The sequence below is a fragment of the Sphingomonas adhaesiva genome, assembly GCF_036946305.1.
GTDB classification, from domain to species: domain Bacteria; phylum Pseudomonadota; class Alphaproteobacteria; order Sphingomonadales; family Sphingomonadaceae; genus Sphingomonas; species Sphingomonas adhaesiva_B.
This window is the reverse complement of record NZ_JAQIJJ010000007.1, coordinates 1-19,940: the sequence shown is the minus strand read 5'-3', so window position 1 is coordinate 19,940 and position 19,940 is coordinate 1. Positions and strand designations below refer to the sequence as shown.

At 70.0% G+C, this 19,940-nt stretch carries 22 protein-coding genes and 1 pseudogene; 8 read left to right on the top strand and 15 right to left on the bottom strand.

Annotated elements, in window-relative coordinates:
* Positions 1-82: 82 nt before the first annotated feature.
* The 9 genes from PGN14_RS12325 to PGN14_RS12285 all read right to left on the bottom strand — a co-directional run bounded on the left by PGN14_RS12325 (position 83) and on the right by PGN14_RS12285 (position 7,999).
* On the bottom strand, positions 83-568 hold the full coding sequence (locus PGN14_RS12325) for a hypothetical protein (RefSeq protein WP_335299819.1): 486 nt from the start codon (positions 566-568) through the stop codon (positions 83-85).
* 228 nt (positions 569-796) lie between these two features.
* On the bottom strand, positions 797-1,489 hold the full coding sequence (gene phoB / locus PGN14_RS12320; RefSeq protein WP_335299818.1) for a phosphate regulon transcriptional regulator PhoB: 693 nt from the start codon (positions 1,487-1,489) through the stop codon (positions 797-799).
* Complete coding sequence (phoU, locus tag PGN14_RS12315; protein ID WP_335299817.1) at positions 1,489-2,175, bottom strand: phosphate signaling complex protein PhoU; 687 nt, start codon at positions 2,173-2,175, stop codon at positions 1,489-1,491. The genes phoB and phoU overlap by 1 nt, the downstream gene beginning before the upstream one ends.
* Before the next feature lie 23 nt (positions 2,176-2,198).
* Positions 2,199-2,945, bottom strand: coding sequence for a phosphate ABC transporter ATP-binding protein PstB (gene pstB / locus PGN14_RS12310; protein ID WP_335299816.1), 747 nt, complete (start codon positions 2,943-2,945; stop codon positions 2,199-2,201).
* Between the two features lie 20 nt (positions 2,946-2,965).
* Positions 2,966-4,228, bottom strand: coding sequence for a phosphate ABC transporter permease PstA (gene pstA / locus PGN14_RS12305; protein ID WP_335299815.1), 1,263 nt, complete (start codon positions 4,226-4,228; stop codon positions 2,966-2,968).
* Positions 4,221-5,597 carry a phosphate ABC transporter permease subunit PstC gene (gene pstC / locus PGN14_RS12300; protein ID WP_335299814.1) on the bottom strand — a complete coding sequence of 459 codons (1,377 nt, stop codon included), beginning with the start codon at positions 5,595-5,597 and terminating at the stop codon, positions 4,221-4,223. The genes pstA and pstC overlap by 8 nt, the downstream gene beginning before the upstream one ends.
* Positions 5,597-6,661 (bottom strand): substrate-binding domain-containing protein, encoded by a 1,065-nt coding sequence (locus PGN14_RS12295; RefSeq protein WP_335299813.1) that lies wholly within the window; start codon positions 6,659-6,661, stop codon positions 5,597-5,599. The genes pstC and PGN14_RS12295 overlap by 1 nt, the downstream gene beginning before the upstream one ends.
* Positions 6,662-6,798: 137 nt before the next feature.
* The gene (locus tag PGN14_RS12290) at positions 6,799-7,467 is read right to left on the bottom strand and encodes a sensor histidine kinase (RefSeq protein WP_335299812.1); all 669 of its coding nucleotides are present in this window, start codon (positions 7,465-7,467) and stop codon (positions 6,799-6,801) included.
* Complete coding sequence (locus PGN14_RS12285; protein WP_335299811.1) at positions 7,391-7,999, bottom strand: PAS domain-containing protein; 609 nt, start codon at positions 7,997-7,999, stop codon at positions 7,391-7,393. Before PGN14_RS12285 ends, PGN14_RS12290 begins: the two co-directional genes overlap by 77 nt.
* 71 nt (positions 8,000-8,070) lie before the next feature.
* Between PGN14_RS12285 and PGN14_RS12280 the strand changes: the two genes are divergently transcribed.
* The 4 genes from PGN14_RS12280 to PGN14_RS12265 are packed head-to-tail and all read left to right on the top strand — an operon-like array spanning position 8,071 to position 10,635.
* Positions 8,071-8,484 (top strand): hypothetical protein, encoded by a 414-nt coding sequence (locus PGN14_RS12280; protein WP_335299810.1) that lies wholly within the window; start codon positions 8,071-8,073, stop codon positions 8,482-8,484.
* 5 nt (positions 8,485-8,489) lie between these two features.
* Positions 8,490-8,762, top strand: coding sequence for an HPr-rel-A system PqqD family peptide chaperone (locus tag PGN14_RS12275; RefSeq protein WP_335299808.1), 273 nt, complete (start codon positions 8,490-8,492; stop codon positions 8,760-8,762).
* A complete protein-coding gene (locus tag PGN14_RS12270) occupies positions 8,759-9,613 on the top strand; it encodes an HprK-related kinase A (protein WP_335299807.1) in 855 nt (284 codons plus the stop codon). Before PGN14_RS12275 ends, PGN14_RS12270 begins: the two co-directional genes overlap by 4 nt.
* Complete coding sequence (locus PGN14_RS12265) at positions 9,598-10,635, top strand: nucleotidyltransferase domain-containing protein (RefSeq protein ID WP_335299806.1); 1,038 nt, start codon at positions 9,598-9,600, stop codon at positions 10,633-10,635. Before PGN14_RS12270 ends, PGN14_RS12265 begins: the two co-directional genes overlap by 16 nt.
* Here PGN14_RS12265 and PGN14_RS12260 read toward each other — a convergent pair.
* Complete coding sequence (locus PGN14_RS12260; RefSeq protein WP_335299805.1) at positions 10,598-10,942, bottom strand: hypothetical protein; 345 nt, start codon at positions 10,940-10,942, stop codon at positions 10,598-10,600. The two genes, PGN14_RS12265 and PGN14_RS12260, sit on opposite strands and share 38 nt — an antisense overlap.
* Positions 10,942-11,610 (bottom strand): HAD-IA family hydrolase, encoded by a 669-nt coding sequence (locus PGN14_RS12255; RefSeq protein ID WP_335299804.1) that lies wholly within the window; start codon positions 11,608-11,610, stop codon positions 10,942-10,944. The genes PGN14_RS12260 and PGN14_RS12255 overlap by 1 nt, the downstream gene beginning before the upstream one ends.
* Before the next feature lie 60 nt (positions 11,611-11,670).
* On the opposite strand from PGN14_RS12255, the gene glmU reads away from it, so the two are divergent.
* A complete protein-coding gene (gene glmU / locus PGN14_RS12250; protein ID WP_335299803.1) occupies positions 11,671-13,029 on the top strand; it encodes a bifunctional UDP-N-acetylglucosamine diphosphorylase/glucosamine-1-phosphate N-acetyltransferase GlmU in 1,359 nt (452 codons plus the stop codon).
* The gene (gene glmS / locus PGN14_RS12245; protein ID WP_335299802.1) at positions 13,030-14,853 is read left to right on the top strand and encodes a glutamine--fructose-6-phosphate transaminase (isomerizing); all 1,824 of its coding nucleotides are present in this window, start codon (positions 13,030-13,032) and stop codon (positions 14,851-14,853) included.
* Positions 14,854-14,991: 138 nt separating this feature from the next.
* Here the strand turns inward: glmS and PGN14_RS12240 are convergent, their stop codons facing one another.
* The 3 genes and pseudogenes from PGN14_RS12240 to purD all read right to left on the bottom strand — a co-directional run bounded on the left by PGN14_RS12240 (position 14,992) and on the right by purD (position 17,373).
* Positions 14,992-15,447: a GreA/GreB family elongation factor gene (locus PGN14_RS12240; RefSeq protein WP_335299801.1), complete on the bottom strand. Its 456-nt coding sequence runs from the start codon at positions 15,445-15,447 to the stop codon at positions 14,992-14,994.
* A complete protein-coding gene (locus tag PGN14_RS12235; protein ID WP_335299800.1) occupies positions 15,444-16,082 on the bottom strand; it encodes a hypothetical protein in 639 nt (212 codons plus the stop codon). The genes PGN14_RS12240 and PGN14_RS12235 overlap by 4 nt, the downstream gene beginning before the upstream one ends.
* Before the next feature lie 30 nt (positions 16,083-16,112).
* Positions 16,113-17,373: pseudogene (gene purD, locus PGN14_RS12230) on the bottom strand (phosphoribosylamine--glycine ligase).
* Here purD and xseA point away from each other — a divergent pair.
* Both xseA and PGN14_RS12220 read left to right on the top strand, forming a co-directional pair.
* Positions 17,372-18,808: an exodeoxyribonuclease VII large subunit gene (gene xseA, locus PGN14_RS12225; RefSeq protein ID WP_335299799.1), complete on the top strand. Its 1,437-nt coding sequence runs from the start codon at positions 17,372-17,374 to the stop codon at positions 18,806-18,808. The pseudogene purD and the gene xseA sit on opposite strands and share 2 nt — an antisense overlap.
* A 13-nt stretch (positions 18,809-18,821) precedes the next feature.
* Positions 18,822-19,022 (top strand): DUF2093 domain-containing protein, encoded by a 201-nt coding sequence (locus PGN14_RS12220; RefSeq protein ID WP_335299797.1) that lies wholly within the window; start codon positions 18,822-18,824, stop codon positions 19,020-19,022.
* Positions 19,023-19,101: 79 nt separating this feature from the next.
* Here PGN14_RS12220 and PGN14_RS12215 read toward each other — a convergent pair.
* Positions 19,102-19,940, bottom strand: an 839-nt coding sequence (locus tag PGN14_RS12215) for a TonB-dependent receptor domain-containing protein (protein ID WP_335299796.1), incomplete at its 5' end; no start/stop codon positions are given.

Sequence of the window (19,940 nt, the reverse complement as noted above, 5' to 3'; positions counted from 1 at the left end):
AAGGCGCTCCCTCCCTGATGGAATGAGCGCCCTCCATACTCGACCTTCGAACGGGCGCAATGCCCGTTCGTCGGATCAGGCCTTAGCGGCGCGCCTTGCGCTTGCCGCGGGCGTCGCTGGCCTGCATGCAGCCGTCATACTGGCCCTTCTTGCAGATCGGATAGTCCGCCTTGGGCGCGGGCGGGGGGAAGGCCTGCGACGGCGGGGGTGCCGGCTGGAAGCGGACCTGCGCGCCCGGCGCCGGGGTGCCCGACACGGCAGGGCCGGACGGGGCGTAACCGCCCGCGGTCATCGTGCCGGCGCCCGCGGCTGTTGGCTGCGGCATCGCGGCGTCGCTGCCGGTGGTCTGCGCGGCGGCAGGCGGCGGCGGCGCCATCGGCGCATCGGTCGCGGTGCCGGCATCGGTCGCGGTGCCCGCGTCGGCGGTGGGCGGGGGCGGTGCCGCCGGATCGGTCTGCGGCGTCATGGCGCCGGTTTCCGCAGGCGGGGTGGTCTGCGCGGCGTCCTGCGCGGCCGCCATCGCCGGAATTGCCAGAACGGCCGCAGCCGCGAGAAGCATCGTCTTCATTATCATCTCTCCTGCCGTGTTCGGTCAGAACGCGTGATTGTTACGCGACCGGGCCAACGCCCCGTGTGGGCGAAAGGCTCCATGGCGGAGAGATGAAGATGCATCGCGCCAAAATGGGCAGCAGCGCGACGACCGTCACCCCGGCCTTGAGCCGGGGTCCCGCTATTCGCACCGGTGGAGAAGAAGCGGGACCCCGGGTCAAGCCCGGGGTGACGTGGAAAAAGGGCGTCAGTGCCCGGTGTCGAGCGCGTAGCCGGCGGAGCGGACCGTGCGGATGATGTCGGGGCGCCCGCCTTCGTTGATCGCCTTGCGCAGGCGGCGGATGTGGACGTCGACCGTCCGGCTCTCGATATCGCTGTCGTGGCCCCAGACGCTGTCGAGCAGCCGCTCGCGCGAGAAGACGTGGCCGGGATGCTCCAGGAAGTGCTTGAGCAGGCGGAATTCGGTCGGCCCCAGCGCGATCACCTCGCCGCCGCGGCGTACCTTGTGCCCCACCGTGTCCATCTCCAGATCGGCGTAGCTGAGCGCCTCACCCGCCAGCGCAGGGCGGACGCGGCGCAGCACCGCGCCGACGCGCGCGACCAGTTCGCGCGGGGAGAAGGGCTTGGTGACGTAATCGTCCGCCCCCGTCTCCAGCCCGCGGACGCGATCCTCTTCCTCGCCGCGCGCGGTCAGCATGATGATGGGGACATTCTGCGTCTCGGGCGCGCGGCGCAGGCGGCGGCACACCTCGATCCCGGAAATGCCCTCCACCATCCAGTCGAGCAGGACGATGTCGGGCGGCGTCTCGCGCGCCATCAGCAGCGCTTCTTCGCCATCGATCGTGTGCTGGACGTCGAAATGCTCGCGCGTGAAATGCCAGACGAGCAGTTCCGCCAGTGCGGCGTCGTCCTCCACCAGCAGCATGCGGGCCTTGGCCATCACAATTGTCCCTTCTCGCGTTCGATCAGCCGCGTTCCGGTGGCGGCATAATAGACCATTTCGGCGACGTTCGTGGCATGATCGCCGATCCGTTCCAGGTTCTTGGCCACGAAGAGCAGGTGCGCGCACTGGCCGATGGTCTTCGGATTCTCGACCATGTACGTCACCAGCGTGCGGAAGATGCTGTCGTAGAAATCGTCCAGCGCATTGTCGCGCTCGCACACCGCCAGCGCGGCCTCGGGATCGCGCGCGGCGAAGGCGTTGAGCACGTCGTGGACCATCTCCGATGCCATCCGCGCCATCGCGGGCAGCATCGAGACGGGGTCGATGCGATGCTCGCTCTCGATCTGCGGCACGCGCTTGGCGATGTTCTTGGCGTAATCGCCGATGCGCTCGACGACGCTGGCGATCTTCATCGCGGCGACCACCTCGCGCAAATCGTCCGCCATCGGCGCGCGCAGCGCGATGACGCGCACCGCGGTGCGCTCCACCTCCGCCTCGATCGCGTCGATCTTCTTGTCGTCGGCGCGGACCTCCGCCGCCAGCTCGGCATCGCCGCGCTGGAGCGCGGTCATCGCGCCCGCGATCGCCTTTTCCGCGAGGCCGCCCATCTGCGAGATCAGCCCGCGCAGCTGGCCGATATCCTGGTCGAACGCCTTGACCGTATGTTCCTGGCTGATCGCCATATCCTCTGCCCTCGTGTCCCGGCTCATCCGTAGCGTCCGGTGATATAGTCCTTGGTCCGCTCCTGACGCGGGTTCGTGAAGATGTCGGACGTGTCGCCATATTCCACCAGCTGGCCCAGGTGGAAGAAGGCGGTGCGCTGGCTGACGCGGGCCGCCTGCTGCATGTTGTGGGTGACGATCACGATCGCGTAGCGGCCGCGCAGTTCGTGGATCAGCTCCTCGATCTTCGCGGTGGCGACGGGGTCGAGCGCGCTGCACGGCTCGTCCATCAGGATCACCTCCGGATCGACCGCGATCGCGCGCGCGATGCACAATCGCTGCTGCTGGCCACCCGACAGCGCGGTGCCGGAATCGGCGAGGCGGTCCTTCACCTCGTTCCACAGCCCGGCGCGCGTCAGCGAGCGTTCGACGATCTGCGCCAGATCCGCCTTGGAGCGCGCGAGGCCATGGATGCGCGGGCCATAGGCGACATTCTCGAAGATCGACTTGGGGAAGGGGTTCGGCTTCTGGAACACCATGCCGACGCGCGCGCGCAGCTGCACGACGTCCATCGCGCGGGCATAGATATCCTCGCCGTCCAGCCGGATGTCGCCCGCGACGCGCGCGCCCGTGATCGTGTCGTTCATGCGGTTGAGCGTGCGCAGGAAGGTGGATTTGCCGCAGCCCGACGGGCCGATGAAGGCGGTCACGTCCTGTTGCCACACGTCGATCGACACGTCGTCGATCGCCTGTTTCCCGCCGTAGAAGACGTTGACGTGGTGGGCGGTCATCTTGGGGGGAGCGTTGCTTTTCACCAGCGGGTCTCGAAGCGGTTGCGCAGGTAGATGGCGAGGCCGTTCATCGCCAGCAGGAAGACGAGCAGGACGATGATCGCCGCCGAGGTCTTCTCGACGAAGCCGGTGGCGACCTCATCCGACCACAGGAAGATCTGCACCGGCAGCGCGGTGGCGGGGTCGGTCAGCCGCTCGGGCGGGGCGGCGATGAAGGCGCGCATCCCGATCATCAGCAGCGGCGCGGTCTCGCCCAACGCGCGCGCCATGCCGATGATCGTGCCGGTCAGGATGCCGGGCAGCGCCAGCGGCAGGACGTGGTGGAACACGACCTGGATCGGCGAGGCACCGAGCGCGCGCGCGGCGTCGCGCACCGAGGGCGGCACGCCGCGGATCGCGTTGCGTCCGGCGATGACGATCACCGGCATCGTCATCAGCGCGAGCGTCAGCCCGCCCACCACCGCGGCCGATCGCGGCATGTGGAAGGTGTTGAGGAACACCGCGAGGCCGAGCAGTCCGAAGATGATCGACGGCACCGCGGCGAGATTGTTGATCGACACCTCGATCAGGTCGGTCCAGCGGTTTCGCGGCGCATATTCCTCGAGATAGAGGGCGGATAGCACCCCGATCGGAAAGGCCAGCGCCAGCGTCACCAGCATCGTGAACAGCGAGCCCTTGAGCGCGCCCCAGATGCCGGCGCGAGTCGGGTCGGTGGCGTCGGCGCCCGCGAAGAAGCTGAGGTTGAGGCCGCGCGACAGGCGGTCGCCCAGCGCGGCGATCGCGCGTTCTGCCTCGGGCGTGCCGTCGCCCTTGTAGGCGACGTCGAGGTCGGTGTTGACGGGCACGTCGAGCGTCACGCGGCGCTGGAGCAACGTCGGATCGCGCCGCACCGCATCGCGCACGCGCAGCCATGCGCCGTCGGACAGCAGCGATGCGCCGCCTTGTCGCGGGAAGGCGGCGTTGGCGGCGGCATCGACCGCGCCCTCCAGCCCGGCACCTGCCAGCGCGAGATCGCCGCCGGGGCCGGCGAGCCGCTGCGGCGCGACGGTGATCCCCGCGGCGCGCAGGTCGAGCGGCAGCGCGATGCGGGTTTCGGTGAAGCCGTTCGCGCCCTGCCGTATCATCGTGCCGAGCAGGAAGACGAGGAACGCCGCCGACAGCGCCACCGCCATCAGCCCAAGCGCGCGGAAGCGGCGCTCCGCGGCATAGCGGCGGCGGATGCGGCGCTGCATCGCGGGCGTCGTCCAGTCGGTGGGGACGTGGGGCTGGCGCGCGTCAGTCATACGCCTCGCGATACCGCCGCACCACGATCAGTGCGACGATGTTGAGCAGCAACGTGACGACGAACAAGGTGAGGCCCAGCGCGAAGGCGGCGAGCGTCTTGGCCGAATCGAACTCCGCCTCGCCGGTCAGCAGGTCGACGATCTGCTTGGTGACGGTGGTGGTGCTGGCGAACGGATTGAGCGTCAGCGTGGCGACGCCCGAGGCGGCCATGACGACGATCATCGTCTCGCCGATCGCGCGGCTGACCGCGAGCAGGACGCCGCCGACCACGCCGGGAAGGGCGGCGGGCACGAGCACCTTCTTGATCGTCTCCGACCGGGTCGCGCCCATCGCCAGGCTGCCGTCGCGCATCGATTGCGGCACCGCGGACAGCGAATCGTCCGCCATCGAGGAGACGAAGGGGATGATCATCACCCCCATGACGATGCCCGCCGCCAGCGCGCTCTCGCTCGATGCCCAGCTGACGCCCAGCGCCACGCCCAGATCGCGCACCGCAGGCGCGACGGTCAGCGCCGCAAAATAGCCATAGACGACGGTGGGCACGCCCGCGAGAATCTCCAGCAGCGGCTTCATCCAGCGCCGGGTCGAGCCTCTCGCATATTGCGTGAGGTAGATCGCGCTCATCAGCCCGAATGGGATCGCCACCGCCATCGCGATCACCGCGCCGATGAAGAACGTGCCCCAGAACAGCGGCACCGCGCCCAGCGATGCGCCGGGATCGCGCGGGTCGATCACCTGCGGGCTCCAGTGCGTGCCCAGCAGGAAGTCGCCGATGGGCACGAGGCGGAAGAAGCGCGCGCTTTCGAACACCAGGCTGGCGACGATGCCGATCGTGGTCAGGATCGCGATCAGCGAGGCGGCAAGCAGCAGCCCCATGACCACGCGCTCCACCTGCGTCCGCGAGGAGAAGGACGGGCGCACCGCCAGGAAGGCGAGCGCACCGCCGCCGAACGCCAGCAGCAGTGCGGTGGCGGTGGCGATCCAGTCGTAGCGCGACTGTGCCGCGGCATAGGCCGGCGCCAGCCGCTGCGACAGCGCATGGAACGCGCCATAGCGGCTGCCCTCCGCCAGATGCCGTGCCTCCGACAGGATCGACGCGCGCTCGAACCCCGGCGGGGGAAGGTGCGCCGCCAGCGGGGTCGCCAGCACCGCATCGGTCACCAGCGCGGGCGCGGTGACGTGCCAGATCGCGAGGAAGATCAGCGGGGGCAGCAAGGTGGCGAGCGTCACGAACCAGCCATGGTGCTGCGGCAGCGAGCTGAACCGGCGCGTCGCATCGGCGCGGAAGCGAACCGCGCGCGCGCGCGCGGTCAGCCAGCCGATCGTCGCCAGCGCGGCGATCATGAACAGCAGCGGCAGCGTCGCCATCAGTCGAGCGCCGCGGGATCGAGCGGGGTTTCCGCGCGAACGATCGCGGCGGATCGCGCCTGTACCGCGGGCGGTGCCGCGATCAGCCCGCGTTTCACCAGCGGCCCGTCGCGTCCCCATGCCTGCGCATAGGTCGCCAGGAACGCGCGCAGCCCGGGGATGGCGTTCAGATGCGCCTTCTTGACGTACAGGTACAAGGGACGCGCGCCGGGATAGGCGCCGGACGCGATCGTGTCATAGGTCGGCACCACGCCGTCGATCGCGACGCCGTTCACCGCGCGCGCATTCTCCTCCAGATAGCCATAGCCGAAGACGCCGATCGCATTCGGGTTCGATTGCAGCTTCTGCACGATCAGATTGTCGTTCTCGCCCGCGTCGATATACGCCCCGTCCTCGCGCACGCGCAGGCAGCGCGCATCGAAGGCGTCGCGGTCCCGCTCCCTGAGCGCGGTCATGCCCGGATCCACCGCTTCGCAGCCATGCGCCAGGATCAGTTCGGCCAGCGCATCGCGCGTGCCGCTGGTCGCGGGCGGGCCATAGACCTGGATCGGCGTCGCGGGCAGCGCGGGGTTGACGTCGCGCCACGTCCGCGCGGTATTGCGCCGGCCCAGCGGCGCGGCGGCGAGTGCGCGATAGATGTCGGCGGTGGTCAGGCGCATCCTTGGCCCGTTCTTCGCCTCGGCAAAGGCGATGCCGTCGATCCCGATCCGGATCTCCAGCACGCCATGGACGCCATGCGCCACGCACTGGTCGTATTCGCTGCGCTTCATCCGCCGCGACGCATCCTCGATATCGGGATGCCCCGCGCCGACGCCGGCGCAGAACAGCTTCATGCCGGCGCCGGTGCCGGTCGATTCGATCACCGGCGGGCGGGCGTGCGGCGTGTTGGCCAGGAATTGTTCGGCGACGATCGTGGTGAAGGGATAGACGGTGGAGGAGCCGACCGCCTTGATCTGTTCACGCGACCCCGCACCGCCGCCCGCCGCCTGGTCGACGCACGCCGCCAGCCCGCCCGCACAGGCGAGCGACAGGGCGAGGCGGGACGCCAGGACGAAACGCGACATCGATCCCCCGAAACGGGCTCCGCCGACATGGCGGCTGCGCACGACCGGCGCATGTGACACAACGGTTACGTCTTGATGACAGCGATCGCCCCGCCTCCTTCGTCACCCCGGCTCAAGGCCGGGGTGACGAAGGAGGTTCACCCCACCGTCGGTGCCGCCGGCAGCGTCACCGTCACGCGCGTGCCCTCGCCGGGCGTGCTGGCGATGTCGAGCCGCCCGCGGTGCCGCTCAACGACATGCTTGACGATCGCGAGGCCCAGTCCGGTGCCGCCCAGCGACCGGCTGCGCCCCGCGTCGACGCGATAGAAGCGCTCCGTCAGCCGCGGCAGATGCTCCGGCGCGATGCCGTCGCCCCGGTCGGCGACGATGACGCACACGCTGGTGTCGCGCGCCGCCAGCGACACCTCCACCGGCGTGCCGTGGCGGCCGTATTTCATCGCATTGCCGATCAGATTGTGGAGCAGTTGCGACAGTTGCGTCTCATCGCCCAGCACGGCGGGCAGCGATGGCTCGACGCTCAACACGATATCGCCGCCGCGGTTGCCGTGGCTGGTGGTCAGCGTATCGCACGTCTCGCGCGCGACCGTGGCGATGTCGACCTCGGTGCGCGGCGGGCGGAACTTTTCCGCCTCGATCCGCGACAGGCTCATCAGATCCTCGACCAGCCGCTCCATCCGCCGCGCCTCGTCGAACACCACCGCCAGGAAGCGCTTGCGCAGCGCGGGTTCCTCACCCGCCTCGTCCGCCAGCGTCTCGACATAGCCGATGATCGAGGACAGCGGGGGTGCGCAGTTCGTGGCTGGCATTGGCGACGAAGTCGACGCGCATCCGGTCGGCGGCATGCTGCCCGGTCTGGTCGACCAGATGCACCAGCCGTGCGTCGGGGGCGAGCGGCGCGGTGCGCATCTGCCAGCGCTGGTCGAGCGTGCCGATGCCGACGAGGTCGACCGGGTGCGGCGAGCCTTCCGCCAGATGCTCCGCGGCCCCGGGATGGCGGATCGCGACGCGCGCATCCTCGCCGACGATATGCGCGCCCAGCAGCGCGCGGGCGGCGGCATTGGCCAGCATCACGCGGCCCCCGCGCACCAGCAGCACCGGCTCGCCGATCGCCTCCAGCACGGTATCGACCGGCACGTCGCCCGGTTCCGCGGCGGCGTCGTGGCTGGCGGTCGCCGGTTCCTCCGGGGTGGTGGCGACGATCGCGACCAGCGCGGCGAGCCCGGCGCCCGTCGCCAGCATCGTCTGCCAGTCGTGGTCCGACAGGATGAAGACGACCACGCCGGTCGCCAGTGCCAGCGCGAGGGCGAGCCAGGTGCGGAGCGAAATCTCGTCGATCACGCGCGGTGCGATAGCCGAGCGCGCGCGGCGGCGTTAGCACAATCGAAGGAGCCATGGGGTAGGAGGCGACAATGGACGACGATCGGCCGACCTCTTCCGACGACGCACGCGGCGCGATTCCCACGCGGCGGCGCGCGCTGATGCTGGGCGCGGTGAGCGCCGCGTCGGTGGTGTCGATCCGCCCCGCGCTGGCGCAGGCGGCGGGGTCGGTGATGCTGTGCGACATTCCCGTGCCCGACGCGGGACATGCCGGATCGTATATCTCGGCGGACGGCGGCCTGGTGCCGGTGGGGACGAAGGGCGCGTTTCCGCCGCCGTCGCGCCCCCTGAAGGGCGAGGAGGTGCGTGCCGCGCTGCGCGGCGGCGGAACGCTGCCGGGGTATGATTACGACCGCAGCCGCGCCTATCTGAAATATGTCTCGCGGCTTCAGCGCGGGACCGCGGGCTTCACCTGCTTCGCGTCGATCCAGATGTTGCGGAAGTAGCGCCGGTGACGCCCGCGACGCGCTTTCGCGCGCCGCCCGAGACGCTGGTGCTGCGCCCGCTCGACGATCTGACCGCGGTCTATCACCGGGTGTCGGGCACGACGCATGTGCTTGCCTCGCCCGCGCCCGAGATACTGGCGGCGCTGCGCGAGGCGATGTCGGCCGACGCGCTGCTGATGGTGCTGGCGGTCCGCTACGACCTCGCCGACGCCGATCCCGTGGCGCTGGCGGCGCGGCTGGACGAACTGGTCGCCGCCGGGCTGGTGGAGCCGGCGTGAGGCACAGCCTGTCCCTGCGCGTCGGCCCGATCGGCTTCCGCATCGGCAGCGCCTGGGCGACCCCGATCGCGCAGCTCGCCTGCCTCTATGCCGGCTATCCGGCCGCCGACCTGCCGGAGGCGACGGTGCGCCTGTCGCCGCCGCGACCGTGGCGGCGGGTGCTGCGCCCGACGGTGGCGCTGGGGGGCGACCATATGCTGCCGGATGCCGCGCCGCTGCCGCTCGCACACGCGCTGCTGGCGGCCGAGATGGCGATGAACCTTCAGGTCGCGCTGGGGCACCGCCGCCACCTGCTGCTCCATGCCTCCGCGGTGGAGCGCGACGGCCGCGCGATCGTGATGACGGGCGAGTCGGGGGCGGGAAAGTCGACGCTGGCGACGCTGCTGGGCGCGCGCGGATGGCGCTTCATGGGCGACGAATTCGTGCTGCTCGATCCCGTCACCGGATCGCTGCGCGCGTTTCCGCGGCTGGTCAGCCTGAAGAACGGCGCGATCCGCGAGGTGGCGTCGCATATCCCCGACGCCCGCTTCGGTCCGTTGCTGCGCGGCACGCCCAAGGGCGACATCCGCCATCTGGTGCCCGATGCCGCGGCGGTGGCGGCGATGGACGTGCCCGCGGTGCCCGCGCTGCTGCTATTTCCCCGCTATGGCGCCGCGCCCGGTGTGCGCGGGGTCGGCGCGGGCGAGGCGTTCGTGCGGCTGACGCAGGCGTCGACCAATTACGTCGCGCTGGGGGAGGTAGGGTTCGACGCGCTGACCCGCTTCGTGCGCGAGGTGCCGCGCGTCGCGATCGACTATCCCGATACCGGGGCGGCGCTGGCGCAGGTGGAGGATCTGTGGCGGGCGCTGTGATGCTGGCGCGGCTGCTGGGCGATCCGGCGGTGGCCGAGACGCTGGATGCCGCGGCATGGACCGGCGTGCTGACCACGGCGCGGGCCGAACAGCTGCTGGGGGCGCTGGCGCATCGCGTCGAGGGGCTGGAGATGCCCGCGGCGGTCGCGGCGATCCTGCACGATGCGCGCGCCGCCGCGATCGAGGCGCGACGCGGCGCCCTGTGGGAGGCGGAGGGGATGCGGCGCACGCTGGCGCCGCTGGGCGTGCCGCTGGTGCTGCTGAAGGGCACGGCGTTCGCGGCGGCAGGGTCGTCCGCGAGCAGGGGGCGGATGATCGGCGACCTCGACCTGCTGGTGCCGCGCGACGCGCTGGACGCGGTCGAGGCAACACTGCTGGCGGCGGGTTGGGAATGGGCGAAGGCGGATCGCTACGACCAGCATTATTACCGTCGCTGGATGCATGAGCTGCCGCCGCTGATCCACCCCGATCGCGACCGGCCGCTCGACGTCCACCACACCATCCTGCCGCCGACCGCGCGCGCCACACCCGATGCGGCGGCGATCATCGCGGCGGCGGTGCCGCTGGGCACAGCGACGAAGCGGGGGCTGTTCGTGCCGTGCGCGGCGGACATGATCGTCCATGCCGCGCTCCATTTGTTCGCCGACGGCGATCTGACGGGCGGGCTGCGCAACCTGTGGGATATCGACCGGCTGCTGCACGATCACGCGACCCCTGACTTCTGGCCCACGCTGGACGATCGCGCGGCGCTCCACGGTGCGCGGGCGGCGGTCGGGCGCGCCCTGCGGCTGGCGGGGGCGCTGTTCGGCACGCCGATGCCGCCGGCGCTGACGTCACCGCGCCGCGGCGATGCGCTGTTCCGTCGCCGATTGCTGGCACGCGACGGATGGGGGCGGGAGACGCGGCCCGTGACGCGGTTCGCTTTCTATATACGATCCCACTGGATCCGGATGCCGGCGCCATTGCTGGCACGGCATCTGGCGATCAAGGCGTGGCGCCGCGTCGTCCCCGCACGATCCTGACCACCAGCAGCACGCCGACGATCACCGCGGTGTCCGCGATCCAGTCCATCACGTCGCAATCGCGATGCAGCGCGGGGATCGACTGGAACACCTCGATCAGCGCGCCCAGGAACGACAGCCGCTCGCCGATCCGCAGCAGCGACTGGCGCGGGAAGGCGGCGCAATAGAGGATGGTGATCGTGCCGAATGCGGTCATGTGCTGGATCTTGTCCGGCGCATTGCCCATGACGTGTGGCGGATGCGGCAGCAACGCTATCGTCACCGCGAAGACGGTGGCGGTCACCAGCAGCAGCGGAGCGACGCGCATCACAGCCGCTCCAGCACGGGGATCAACTGATCGAACCCGTCGATGATCGCATCGGCGCCCAGCTCCTCGACCGGCTGCATCAGGAAGCCGAAGCGGCAGGCGATCGCGGGAATGCCCGCGGCATGCGCGGCGGCGACGTCGTAGATCGAATCGCCGACGAATGCGGCCGTACCGCCGCCGCAGCGCTGGATCATCGCGTCGATCGGCTTGCGGCTGGGCTTGCCGTTGCCCGGCCCCATTGTGTCGCCGCCGATGATCGCGGCGAAGCGCGGCGTCAGCGCCAGCGTATCGAGGATGGCGCGCGCGAACCGTTCCAGCTTGTTGGTGACGATCGCCAGCGTCACGCCCATGCCGGCCAGCCGGTCGAGCGCGTCGAGCGCATGCGGATAGGGCTGCGTCATGACGCAGATGTTGGCTTCGTAGAAGTCGAGCAGCCGGCGGTGGAGTACGTCGAGTTCCTCCTCGCTACAGCCGCCGGTCGCGGCCATGCCCTGCGCCAGCATGTGGCGCGCGCCGCCGCCGATCATCGGCTTGACCTGCTCGACGGTCAGCAGCGGGCGCCCGGCGGAGGCGAGCGCATGGTTAACCGCCGCGGTCAGGTCGCCGGAGGTGTCGAGGAGGGTGCCGTCGAGGTCGAGCCCGACGATCTTGAACGGGAAGGAGGGCATCGGCGCTCGCGTTGCCCGTGCCCGCTGGAATTGGCAAGCGAGTGATGGCAGGGATCGGGCATGTCCATCGCTGCAGCCGCACCGCCCGTCGCCGTCATCGTCCTCGCCGCGGGCAAGGGCACGCGCATGAAGTCCGACCTGCACAAGGTGCTCCACCCGATCGCGGGACGCCCGATGCTGCTCCATTTGCTGGCGAGCGCCGCGACGCTGGCGCCGGCAAAGACGGTAGTGGTGGTGGGTGCCGGGCGCGAGCAGGTCGAGGCGGCGGTGGCGCCGCTGGGCGCCGAGACCGCGCACCAGGCCGAGCAACTGGGCACCGGCCATGCGGTGATACAGGCCGAGGAATCGCTGACCGGATTCGCGGGCGACGTGCTGATCCTTTACGGCGACGTGCCGCTGGTGTCGGCGGCGACGATGCAGGCGATGCTGGAGCGGCTGCACGCGGCGGACGCGCCGCCGGTGGTGGTGCTGGGGTTCCGCCCCGCCGATCCCGGTGCCTATGGCCGCGTGATCGTGACGCCCGGCACCGACCGGGTCGAGCGGATCGTCGAGTTCAAGGATGCCTCGCCCGCCGAACGCGCGGAGACATTGTGCAATTCGGGGTTGATGGCGGCGCGCGGACGCGACCTGTTCGCGCTGCTGAAGCGGCTCGGCAACGATAATGCGGCAGGCGAATATTATCTGACCGACGTGGTCGCGCTGGCGGGCGGTGCGGCCGCGATCGAGGTCGATGCGGCGGAGGTCGCGGGCGTCAACAGCCGCGCCGAACTGGCGGGCGTCGAGGCGTCGTGGCAGCAGGTGCGCCGGGCGCAGGCGATGGCGGACGGCGCCTCGCTGGTCGCGCCCGAGACGGTGTGGTTCAGCCACGATACCGTACTGGGCCGCGACGTGATCGTCGAGCCGAACGTCGTCTTCGGCCCCGGCGTGACGGTGGCGGACGGGGTGACGATCCATGCCTTCAGCCATCTGGAGGGCGCCACCGTCGCGACCGGCGCGGAGGTCGGCCCCTATGCGCGGCTGCGCCCCGGCGCGGTGCTGGAGGCGAAGGCCAAGGTCGGCAATTTCGTCGAGGTGAAGAAGGCGCGGCTGGGTGCGGGCGCGAAGGCCAATCACCTGAGCTATATCGGCGATGCCGACGTCGGCGCGCGCGCGAACATCGGCGCGGGCACGATCACCTGCAATTACGACGGCTTCTTCAAATATCGCACCGTCATCGGGCAGGGCGCATTCGTTGGATCGAACTCTGCGCTGGTCGCGCCGGTAACGATCGGTGCAGGCGCGATCGTCGGCGCGGGCAGCGTAGTTGTCCGGGAGGTTGCGGATGATTCACTTGCCTTGGCACGCGGCCGGCAGGAAGAGCGCCCCGGCTGGGCGGCGCGTTTCCGGGCCGCGATGAAGGCGAAGAAGGACGGCAAGTAAATGTGCGGTATCGTTGGCATCCTGGGCAATGACGACGTTGCGGAACGCCTGCTCGAGGGGCTGAAGCGGCTGGAATATCGCGGCTATGATTCCGCCGGCATCGCCACCGTCGTGGACGGCGGGATCGCGCGCCGCCGCGCGTCGGGCAAGCTGGTCAATCTGGCCAAGGAACTGGCGGCCAATCCGCTGCCCGGCACCACCGGCATCGCGCACACCCGCTGGGCGACGCATGGCGGCCCGACCACCAACAACGCCCATCCGCACGCCACGGGCGAGGTCGCGGTCGTCCACAACGGCATCATCGAGAATTTCAAGCCGCTGCGCGAGGAATTGCAGGCGCGCGGCCGCGTCTTCACCAGCGAGACCGATACGGAGGTGGTCGCCCACCTCATCAGCGAGAAGGTCGAGGCGGGGCTGGCGCCGGAAGAGGCGGTGCGCGAGGTGCTGCCGCGGCTGCACGGCGCCTTCGCGCTGGCGATCCTGTTCCGCAGCCATCCCGAGCTTCTCATCGGTGCGCGGCTCGGCTCGCCGCTGGTGGTCGGCTATGGAGATGGCGAGACGTATCTCGGCTCCGACGCGCTGGCGCTCGCGCCGCTGACGCAGCGGATCGCCTATCTGGAGGAGGGCGACTGGGTCGTCTGCACTCGCGATGGCGCGCAGGTCTATGACCGCGACAACCAGGCGGTCGAGCGCGCGGTCACCATCTCCGGAGTCACCGGCGCACTGATCGACAAGGGCAACCACCGCCATTTCATGCAGAAGGAGATCTACGAACAGCCGATCGTCGTCGCGCAGACGCTGCGCGCGTACCTTCAGCGGTTCGAAGGGCGGGTGTCGCTGCCGATCCCGGATTTCGACCTGTCGGGGATCCGCCGGGTCACGATCGTGGCGTGCGGCACCAGCTTCTACGCCGGGATGGTCGCCAAATACTGGTTCGAGCAATTCGCGCGCGTCCCCGTCGACTTGGATGTCGCCAGCGAGTTCCGCTATCGCGCGCCGGTGATGGAGGAGGGCGGCCTCGCGCTCTTCATCAGCCAGTCGGGCGAAACGGCCGACACGCTGGCCGCGCTGCGCCATGCGCGCGCGGAGAAGCAGACGATCGCGGTCGTCGTCAACGTGCCGACCAGCACGATGGCGCGCGAGGCGGACCTGCTGTTACCGACGCATGCCGGGCCGGAGATCGGCGTCGCCTCGACGAAGGCGTTCACCTGCCAGCTGGCGGTGCTCGCGGCGTTTGCCGCCAACCTCGCCAAGGCCAAGGGCCGGCTGGGCGAGGCGGAGGAGCGCGCGCTGGTGCGGCATCTGGCCGAGGCGCCCGCCGCGATCAACGGCGCGCTCGCCTATGACGAATCGATCGAGGCGATGGCGGGCACCATCGCGGGCGCGCGCGACGTCCTCTATCTCGGCCGCGGCACCGACTATCCGCTGGCGCTGGAAGGTGCCTTGAAGCTGAAGGAGATCAGCTACATCCATGCCGAGGGCTATGCCGCGGGCGAGATGAAGCATGGCCCGATCGCGCTGATTGACGAAAACGTGCCGGTGGTGGTGATCGCGCCGTCTGGGCCGCTGTTCGACAAGACCGTCAGCAACATGCAGGAGGTGCAGGCGCGCGGCGGCAAGGTGGTGCTGATCAGCGATTACGACGGCGTGGCGGCGGCGGGCGAGGGCTGCGTCGCGACGATCACCATGCCCAAGGTCCACCCGCTGATCGCGCCGATCGTCTATGCGGTGCCGGTGCAGCTGCTGGCCTATCATGTCGCGGTGGTGAAGGGGACGGACGTCGACCAGCCACGAAACCTCGCGAAGAGCGTGACGGTGGAGTGATTCCCCTCTCTACTCGCTCCACCGTCATTCCCGCGAAGGCGGGAATCCATTATACGCTGAGCGAGCGGCTCCTTCGAAAACCTGCGCGTATGGATCCCCGCCTCCGCGGGGATGACGGTGGTGGCTGGGGGAGCGCGCTTACTCCACTCCCAACACCTCGATCGCATCCTCGCGACCGTTGAACGCCACCGTCTCGCCCGCTTCCGCGCCCATCAGCGCGCGTGCGAGCGGGGCGGAGAAGGCGATCAGTCCCGCCGCCGGGTTCGCCTCGTCGTCACCGACCAGCGTCACCGTGCGCTCCTTGCCCGCCAGCCGGAAGGTCACGCGATTGCCGAATCCGATCGCGCCGTCGTCGCGCGGCGCGGTCTCGATCGCGGTGGCGCGCCGCGTGGTCCAGTAGCGCAGGTCGCGCTTCACCGCCTTGGCCGCATCCTCGTCGGCGGCCTGCGCCAGCGCGGTTTCCAGCGCGGCGATCCGCTCCTCGATCAGCGTGCGGCCACGCGGCGTGATGAGGTTGGGGCCGGCCGGGATCGGCAGCTCGAAGCGCGGCTCCAGGTGCTCGTCGTCATTCTCGCGGCGGAAGGCGACGCTCATCCCAGCCGGCCGAACTGCGCTTCATAGCCGGCGCGATCGCCCTGCGCGAGCAGCCGCGCCTGGTCGCGCCAGCGGTCGCGCTCCATCCGCCCCTCGAACGGGGTCAGCCGTGCGTCGAGCTGCGCCGCTTCGGCATCGTCGAGCCACGCCAGCTGGTCGACGCGGGTGATGCCCAGTTCCGCCAGCTTCGCCGCGATCTTCGGCCCCAGTCCCTTGAGCAGCGTGATCGGCTGCGCCCCGGGATCGCTGTCGACCGGCGCGTCGCTCGGGGCGGAGGCGGCGTGGCTGGCAGGGGACGCGTCGAGCGGTGCGGCGGCGGCGATCGGCTCGTCGGCCATCGGCGCGGGCGTCGGATCCGGCGGGGGCGGGGTGGGGGCGGGGGTTGGGGCGGCAGGCTCGGGGGGTGGTGCGACCGCCGCCTCCCCGGTGTTGGACACGCCGATGCCCTCGGCCTTCAATTCCTCGATGCGGCGCTGTTCGTCCGCCTCCGCCTCGCGCCGGCGGCGCTTCAGCCGGGCGCCGAACACCATCGCGATGATGGTCAGCACCGCCAGGATCGCGACCAGCACCAGCGCGATCGTGACCAGCGCGCCGTCCTGCGAAATCGGTTCGAGAGAGAAACTGCCGGAGTTCATGGCGTCATCCTGGTAGAAGGCGTGATGGGCTTAACCCTTCGGCAGCGCCTTGGCTCCGATGTCGCGGCGCACGAAACCGGTGGGGAAGTCGATCGCGTCGACCGCGCGATAGGCGGCGGCCTGCGCCGCGGCGATGTCCGCCCCGGTCGCGGTCACCGCCAGCACGCGCCCACCCGCGGACACGAGCGTGTCGCCGTCCATCCGCGTGCCCGCCTGAAAGACGGTGGCGCCAGTCGCCTCCGCCGCGTCGATGCCGGCGATCGTGCCGCCGGTCCGCGGTGTGCCGGGGGTAATTCTCCGCCGCCATCACCACCGTCAGCGCCACCTCGTCGCGGAAGGCGGGCGCGGGCAGGTCGGCCAGCCGCCCCTCGGCCACCGCGAGCAGCGTCTCGACCAGATCGCCATCGAACCGCGCCATCAGCACCTGGCACTCCGGATCGCCGAAGCGGACGTTATATTCGATCAGCTTTGGCCCGTCCGCGGTCAGCATCAGCCCGGCGTAGAGCACGCCGACATAGGGCGTCCCCGCCGCCGCCAGCGCATCGATCGTCGGGCGCACGATCTCGCCCAGTGCGCGTTCTTCCAAGTCGGGCGTCAGGTCGAACGCGGGGCTGTAGGCGCCCATGCCGCCGGTGTTGGGGCCGGTGTCGCCCTCGCCGACGCGCTTGTGGTCCTGTGCCGAGCCGAACGCCGCGATCGAGGTGCCGTCCGACAGCACGAACAGGCTTGCCTCCGGCCCCTCCAGCCGCTCCTCGATCACCGCCTCCACCGGGCCGTTGGCATAGAGGTCGGCGATTGCGGCCTCCGCTTCGGCGCGGGTGGCGGCGACCACCACGCCCTTGCCCGCGGCGAGCCCGTCGGCCTTGATGACGCAGCTGTCGCCGAAATCGTCGAGGCAGGCGAGCGCGCCGTCCTTCGACGTGGTGCGGAAATAGCGCGCGGTGGGGATGCCGACGCGCGCGCACAGATCCTTGGTGAAGCCCTTCGACCCCTCCAGCTTCGCCGCCTCGCGGCCGGGTCCGAACACCGGCACGCCGATCGCGCGGACATTGTCGGCCAGGCCGGCGACCAGTGGCGCCTCCGGCCCGATCACGACCAGCCCGATCTGGTGTCGGCGGATGAAGTCGATCGTCGCGCGGTGATCCGTCACGTCCAGGTCGGCGATCGTCGCAGCCTGCGCGATGCCGGGGTTGCCGGGGGCGGCAAAGAGCGTACCTAGGCGGGGCGACTGCGCGAGCTTCCACGCGAGCGCATGTTCGCGCCCTCCAGACCCCACCAGCAGGATGTTCATGGCCGACCCCTTCTTCGATACCCAGCCCCGCGATAGCGTGGCGGGGCGGCTGGTAGCCGAGGCGACGCCCGGCGACAATGCGATGGCGGTCAGCGTCAGCGAGCTGTCGGGGCGGCTGAAGCGGATGGTGGAGGGCGAGTTCGGCCATGTCCGCCTGCGCGGCGAGATTTCCGGCTACAAGCGCGCGGCGTCCGGGCACGTCTATCTGTGCCTGAAGGACGACAGCGCGGTCATCGACGGGGTGATGTGGAAGGGCAGCGCGGCGGGCCTCGCCTTCCGCCCGGAGGATGGCGTGGAGGTGGTCGCGACCGGGCGCCTGACCACCTACCCCGGCCGCTCCAAATATCAGATCGTGATCGATCGCATGGAACTGGCCGGGGCCGGCGCGCTGATGGCGCTGCTGGAGAAATTGCGCGCCAAGCTGGCTGCCGAAGGGCTGTTCGATCGCGCCGCGAAGAAGCCGCTGCCGTTCATGCCGCGCACGATCGGCGTCGTCACCTCGCCCACCGGCGCGGTGATCCGCGACATCCTCCACCGGCTGGAGGACCGCTGCCCGACGCATGTCGTCGTCTGGCCGGTCAAGGTGCAGGGCGCGGGCGCGGCGGAGGAGGTCGCCGCCGCGGTGCGCGGGTTCGACGCCTTGCCCGCGGGCGGGCCGGTGCCGCGCCCCGATCTGGTCATCGTCGCGCGTGGCGGCGGCTCGATCGAGGATCTGTGGGCCTTCAACGAGGAACCGGTGGTGCGCGCCGTCGCGGCGTGCTCGATCCCGATCATCTCGGCGGTCGGGCATGAGACCGATACGACCCTGTGCGACCATGCCGCCGACCTGCGCGCGCCGACGCCCACCGCGGCGGCGGAGATCGCGATGCCGGTGCTCGCCGACCTGCGCCTGACGCTTGACGCGATGGCGACACGCAGCGAGCGCTGCGCGCGTCGTCATGTCGAGCGCGGGCGCGAGCGGCTCGACGCGCTCGCCCGTGTCCTGCCGACGCGCGACCGCCTGCTCGGGCCGCAGCGTCAGCGGCTCGGCGACCTGGGGGTGCGCGGCGATCGTGCGCTGGAGCGCCGCGTGGCGCGCGCGCGCGGCGAACTGGACCGAGCCGCGGGTGCGATCCGCCCGGCGACGCTGGAGCGGCGCGTCGAGGCGGCGCGCGCGCGGCTGGCCGATGTCGGCCGGTTGATCGACAGCCTCAACCCCGATCGCATCCTGGAGCGCGGCTATGCCCGCGTCGAGGATCGCGTCGGCGCCACCGTGACCACCGCCGCCGCAGCGACAGCGGCGGGCGCGTTGACGCTGCGCTTCCGCGATGGCGCGGTCGACGTCCGCACCGGCGATGCCGCGCCGCCCACGAAGGTTGAGCGCGGCGCGGCCCGTGCCTATTCCGGGGACGCACCGCGCACGTCCGCAAAGCCCGACCAACCCCGCCTGTTTTGAAGGTTGCCCACCGATGCTGATGTCCCACACCGACCGCCCGGCGAAGATTCACTATCTCCCCAACGGCTTCCGCGTCCTGTCGCCGGGCGACCATGTCGTGTGCGCCGCCTCCGGCGCGCGCATCGCGCTGGAGGACCTGCGCTATTGGGACGTGGCAGGCCAGCGCCCGTTCGCCAGCGCCGCGTTGGCGAGCGGAGAGATGGCGCCGCGGTGAGCCGCAGGCCTCTTTTCATCGCCGCATAGAAAAGGGGCGGCTCTTCCTGCGAAGAGCCGCCCCTCTTGTGTCTCTACCCTCAGAACTTGAAGGTAGCGCCCGCGTACAGCATGCGACCGTACAGGTCATACGTGTTCGCGACGGTCTGCGTGCCCGGCCAAGTGACCGGGTTCGTGTCGCCGAACTGCGGCGGCTTCTTGTCGAACAGGTTGTTGACGCCGACGTACAATTCCATGTCGCGGTTCGCGCCCGCGTACACCTTGCCCTGGATGTTGTGGTACAGATACGGCGAGATGCGGGTCGGCGTAGCAGTGCTTCCGTCGAGGTTGTCGAACAGCGGACCGAGATAATCCGCACGATAGTAAATCTGGAACTGGTCAGTGCCCAGCGTCAGATTGGCGGTCAGACGATCCTTGAACCCCGAACCGAGGCGGCCGCAGCTATAGCAGTCCGACTGACCCAGCTCATTCTGAACCGGGCCGCCCGGGAACGGCGTCTGCTGCTGGTCGAAGCGGTGATTGTACAATACGTCGATATCGAGCTTCGCGCCCGCGACCGGGAGCGAGTAACGCGCCTCGACGTCGATGCCCGATACCAGGTACGATCCGGTATTCAGGTTAATGGCATTCACTCGCGTGATGTAGCCATTGGCATCACGCACCACGTTGTTACAGAACAACGGGTTGTTGCTGGTAAAGCACTGCGAAACCGAAACCTGCTGGCCGATGATGCCGATCGCGTTCTTCACCTTGATGTGGTAATAATCCACGGTCATGCTGAAGCCACGGAAGAACGTCGGCGTGATAACCGCGCCAGCCGTGAGCGTATCAGCCACTTCCTCCCGCAGGTTGGGGTTGCCACCGAGCAGACCATCGATCGTTTGAATCTGCGCCGTGGAATAGGCGAACGAGCCATTGC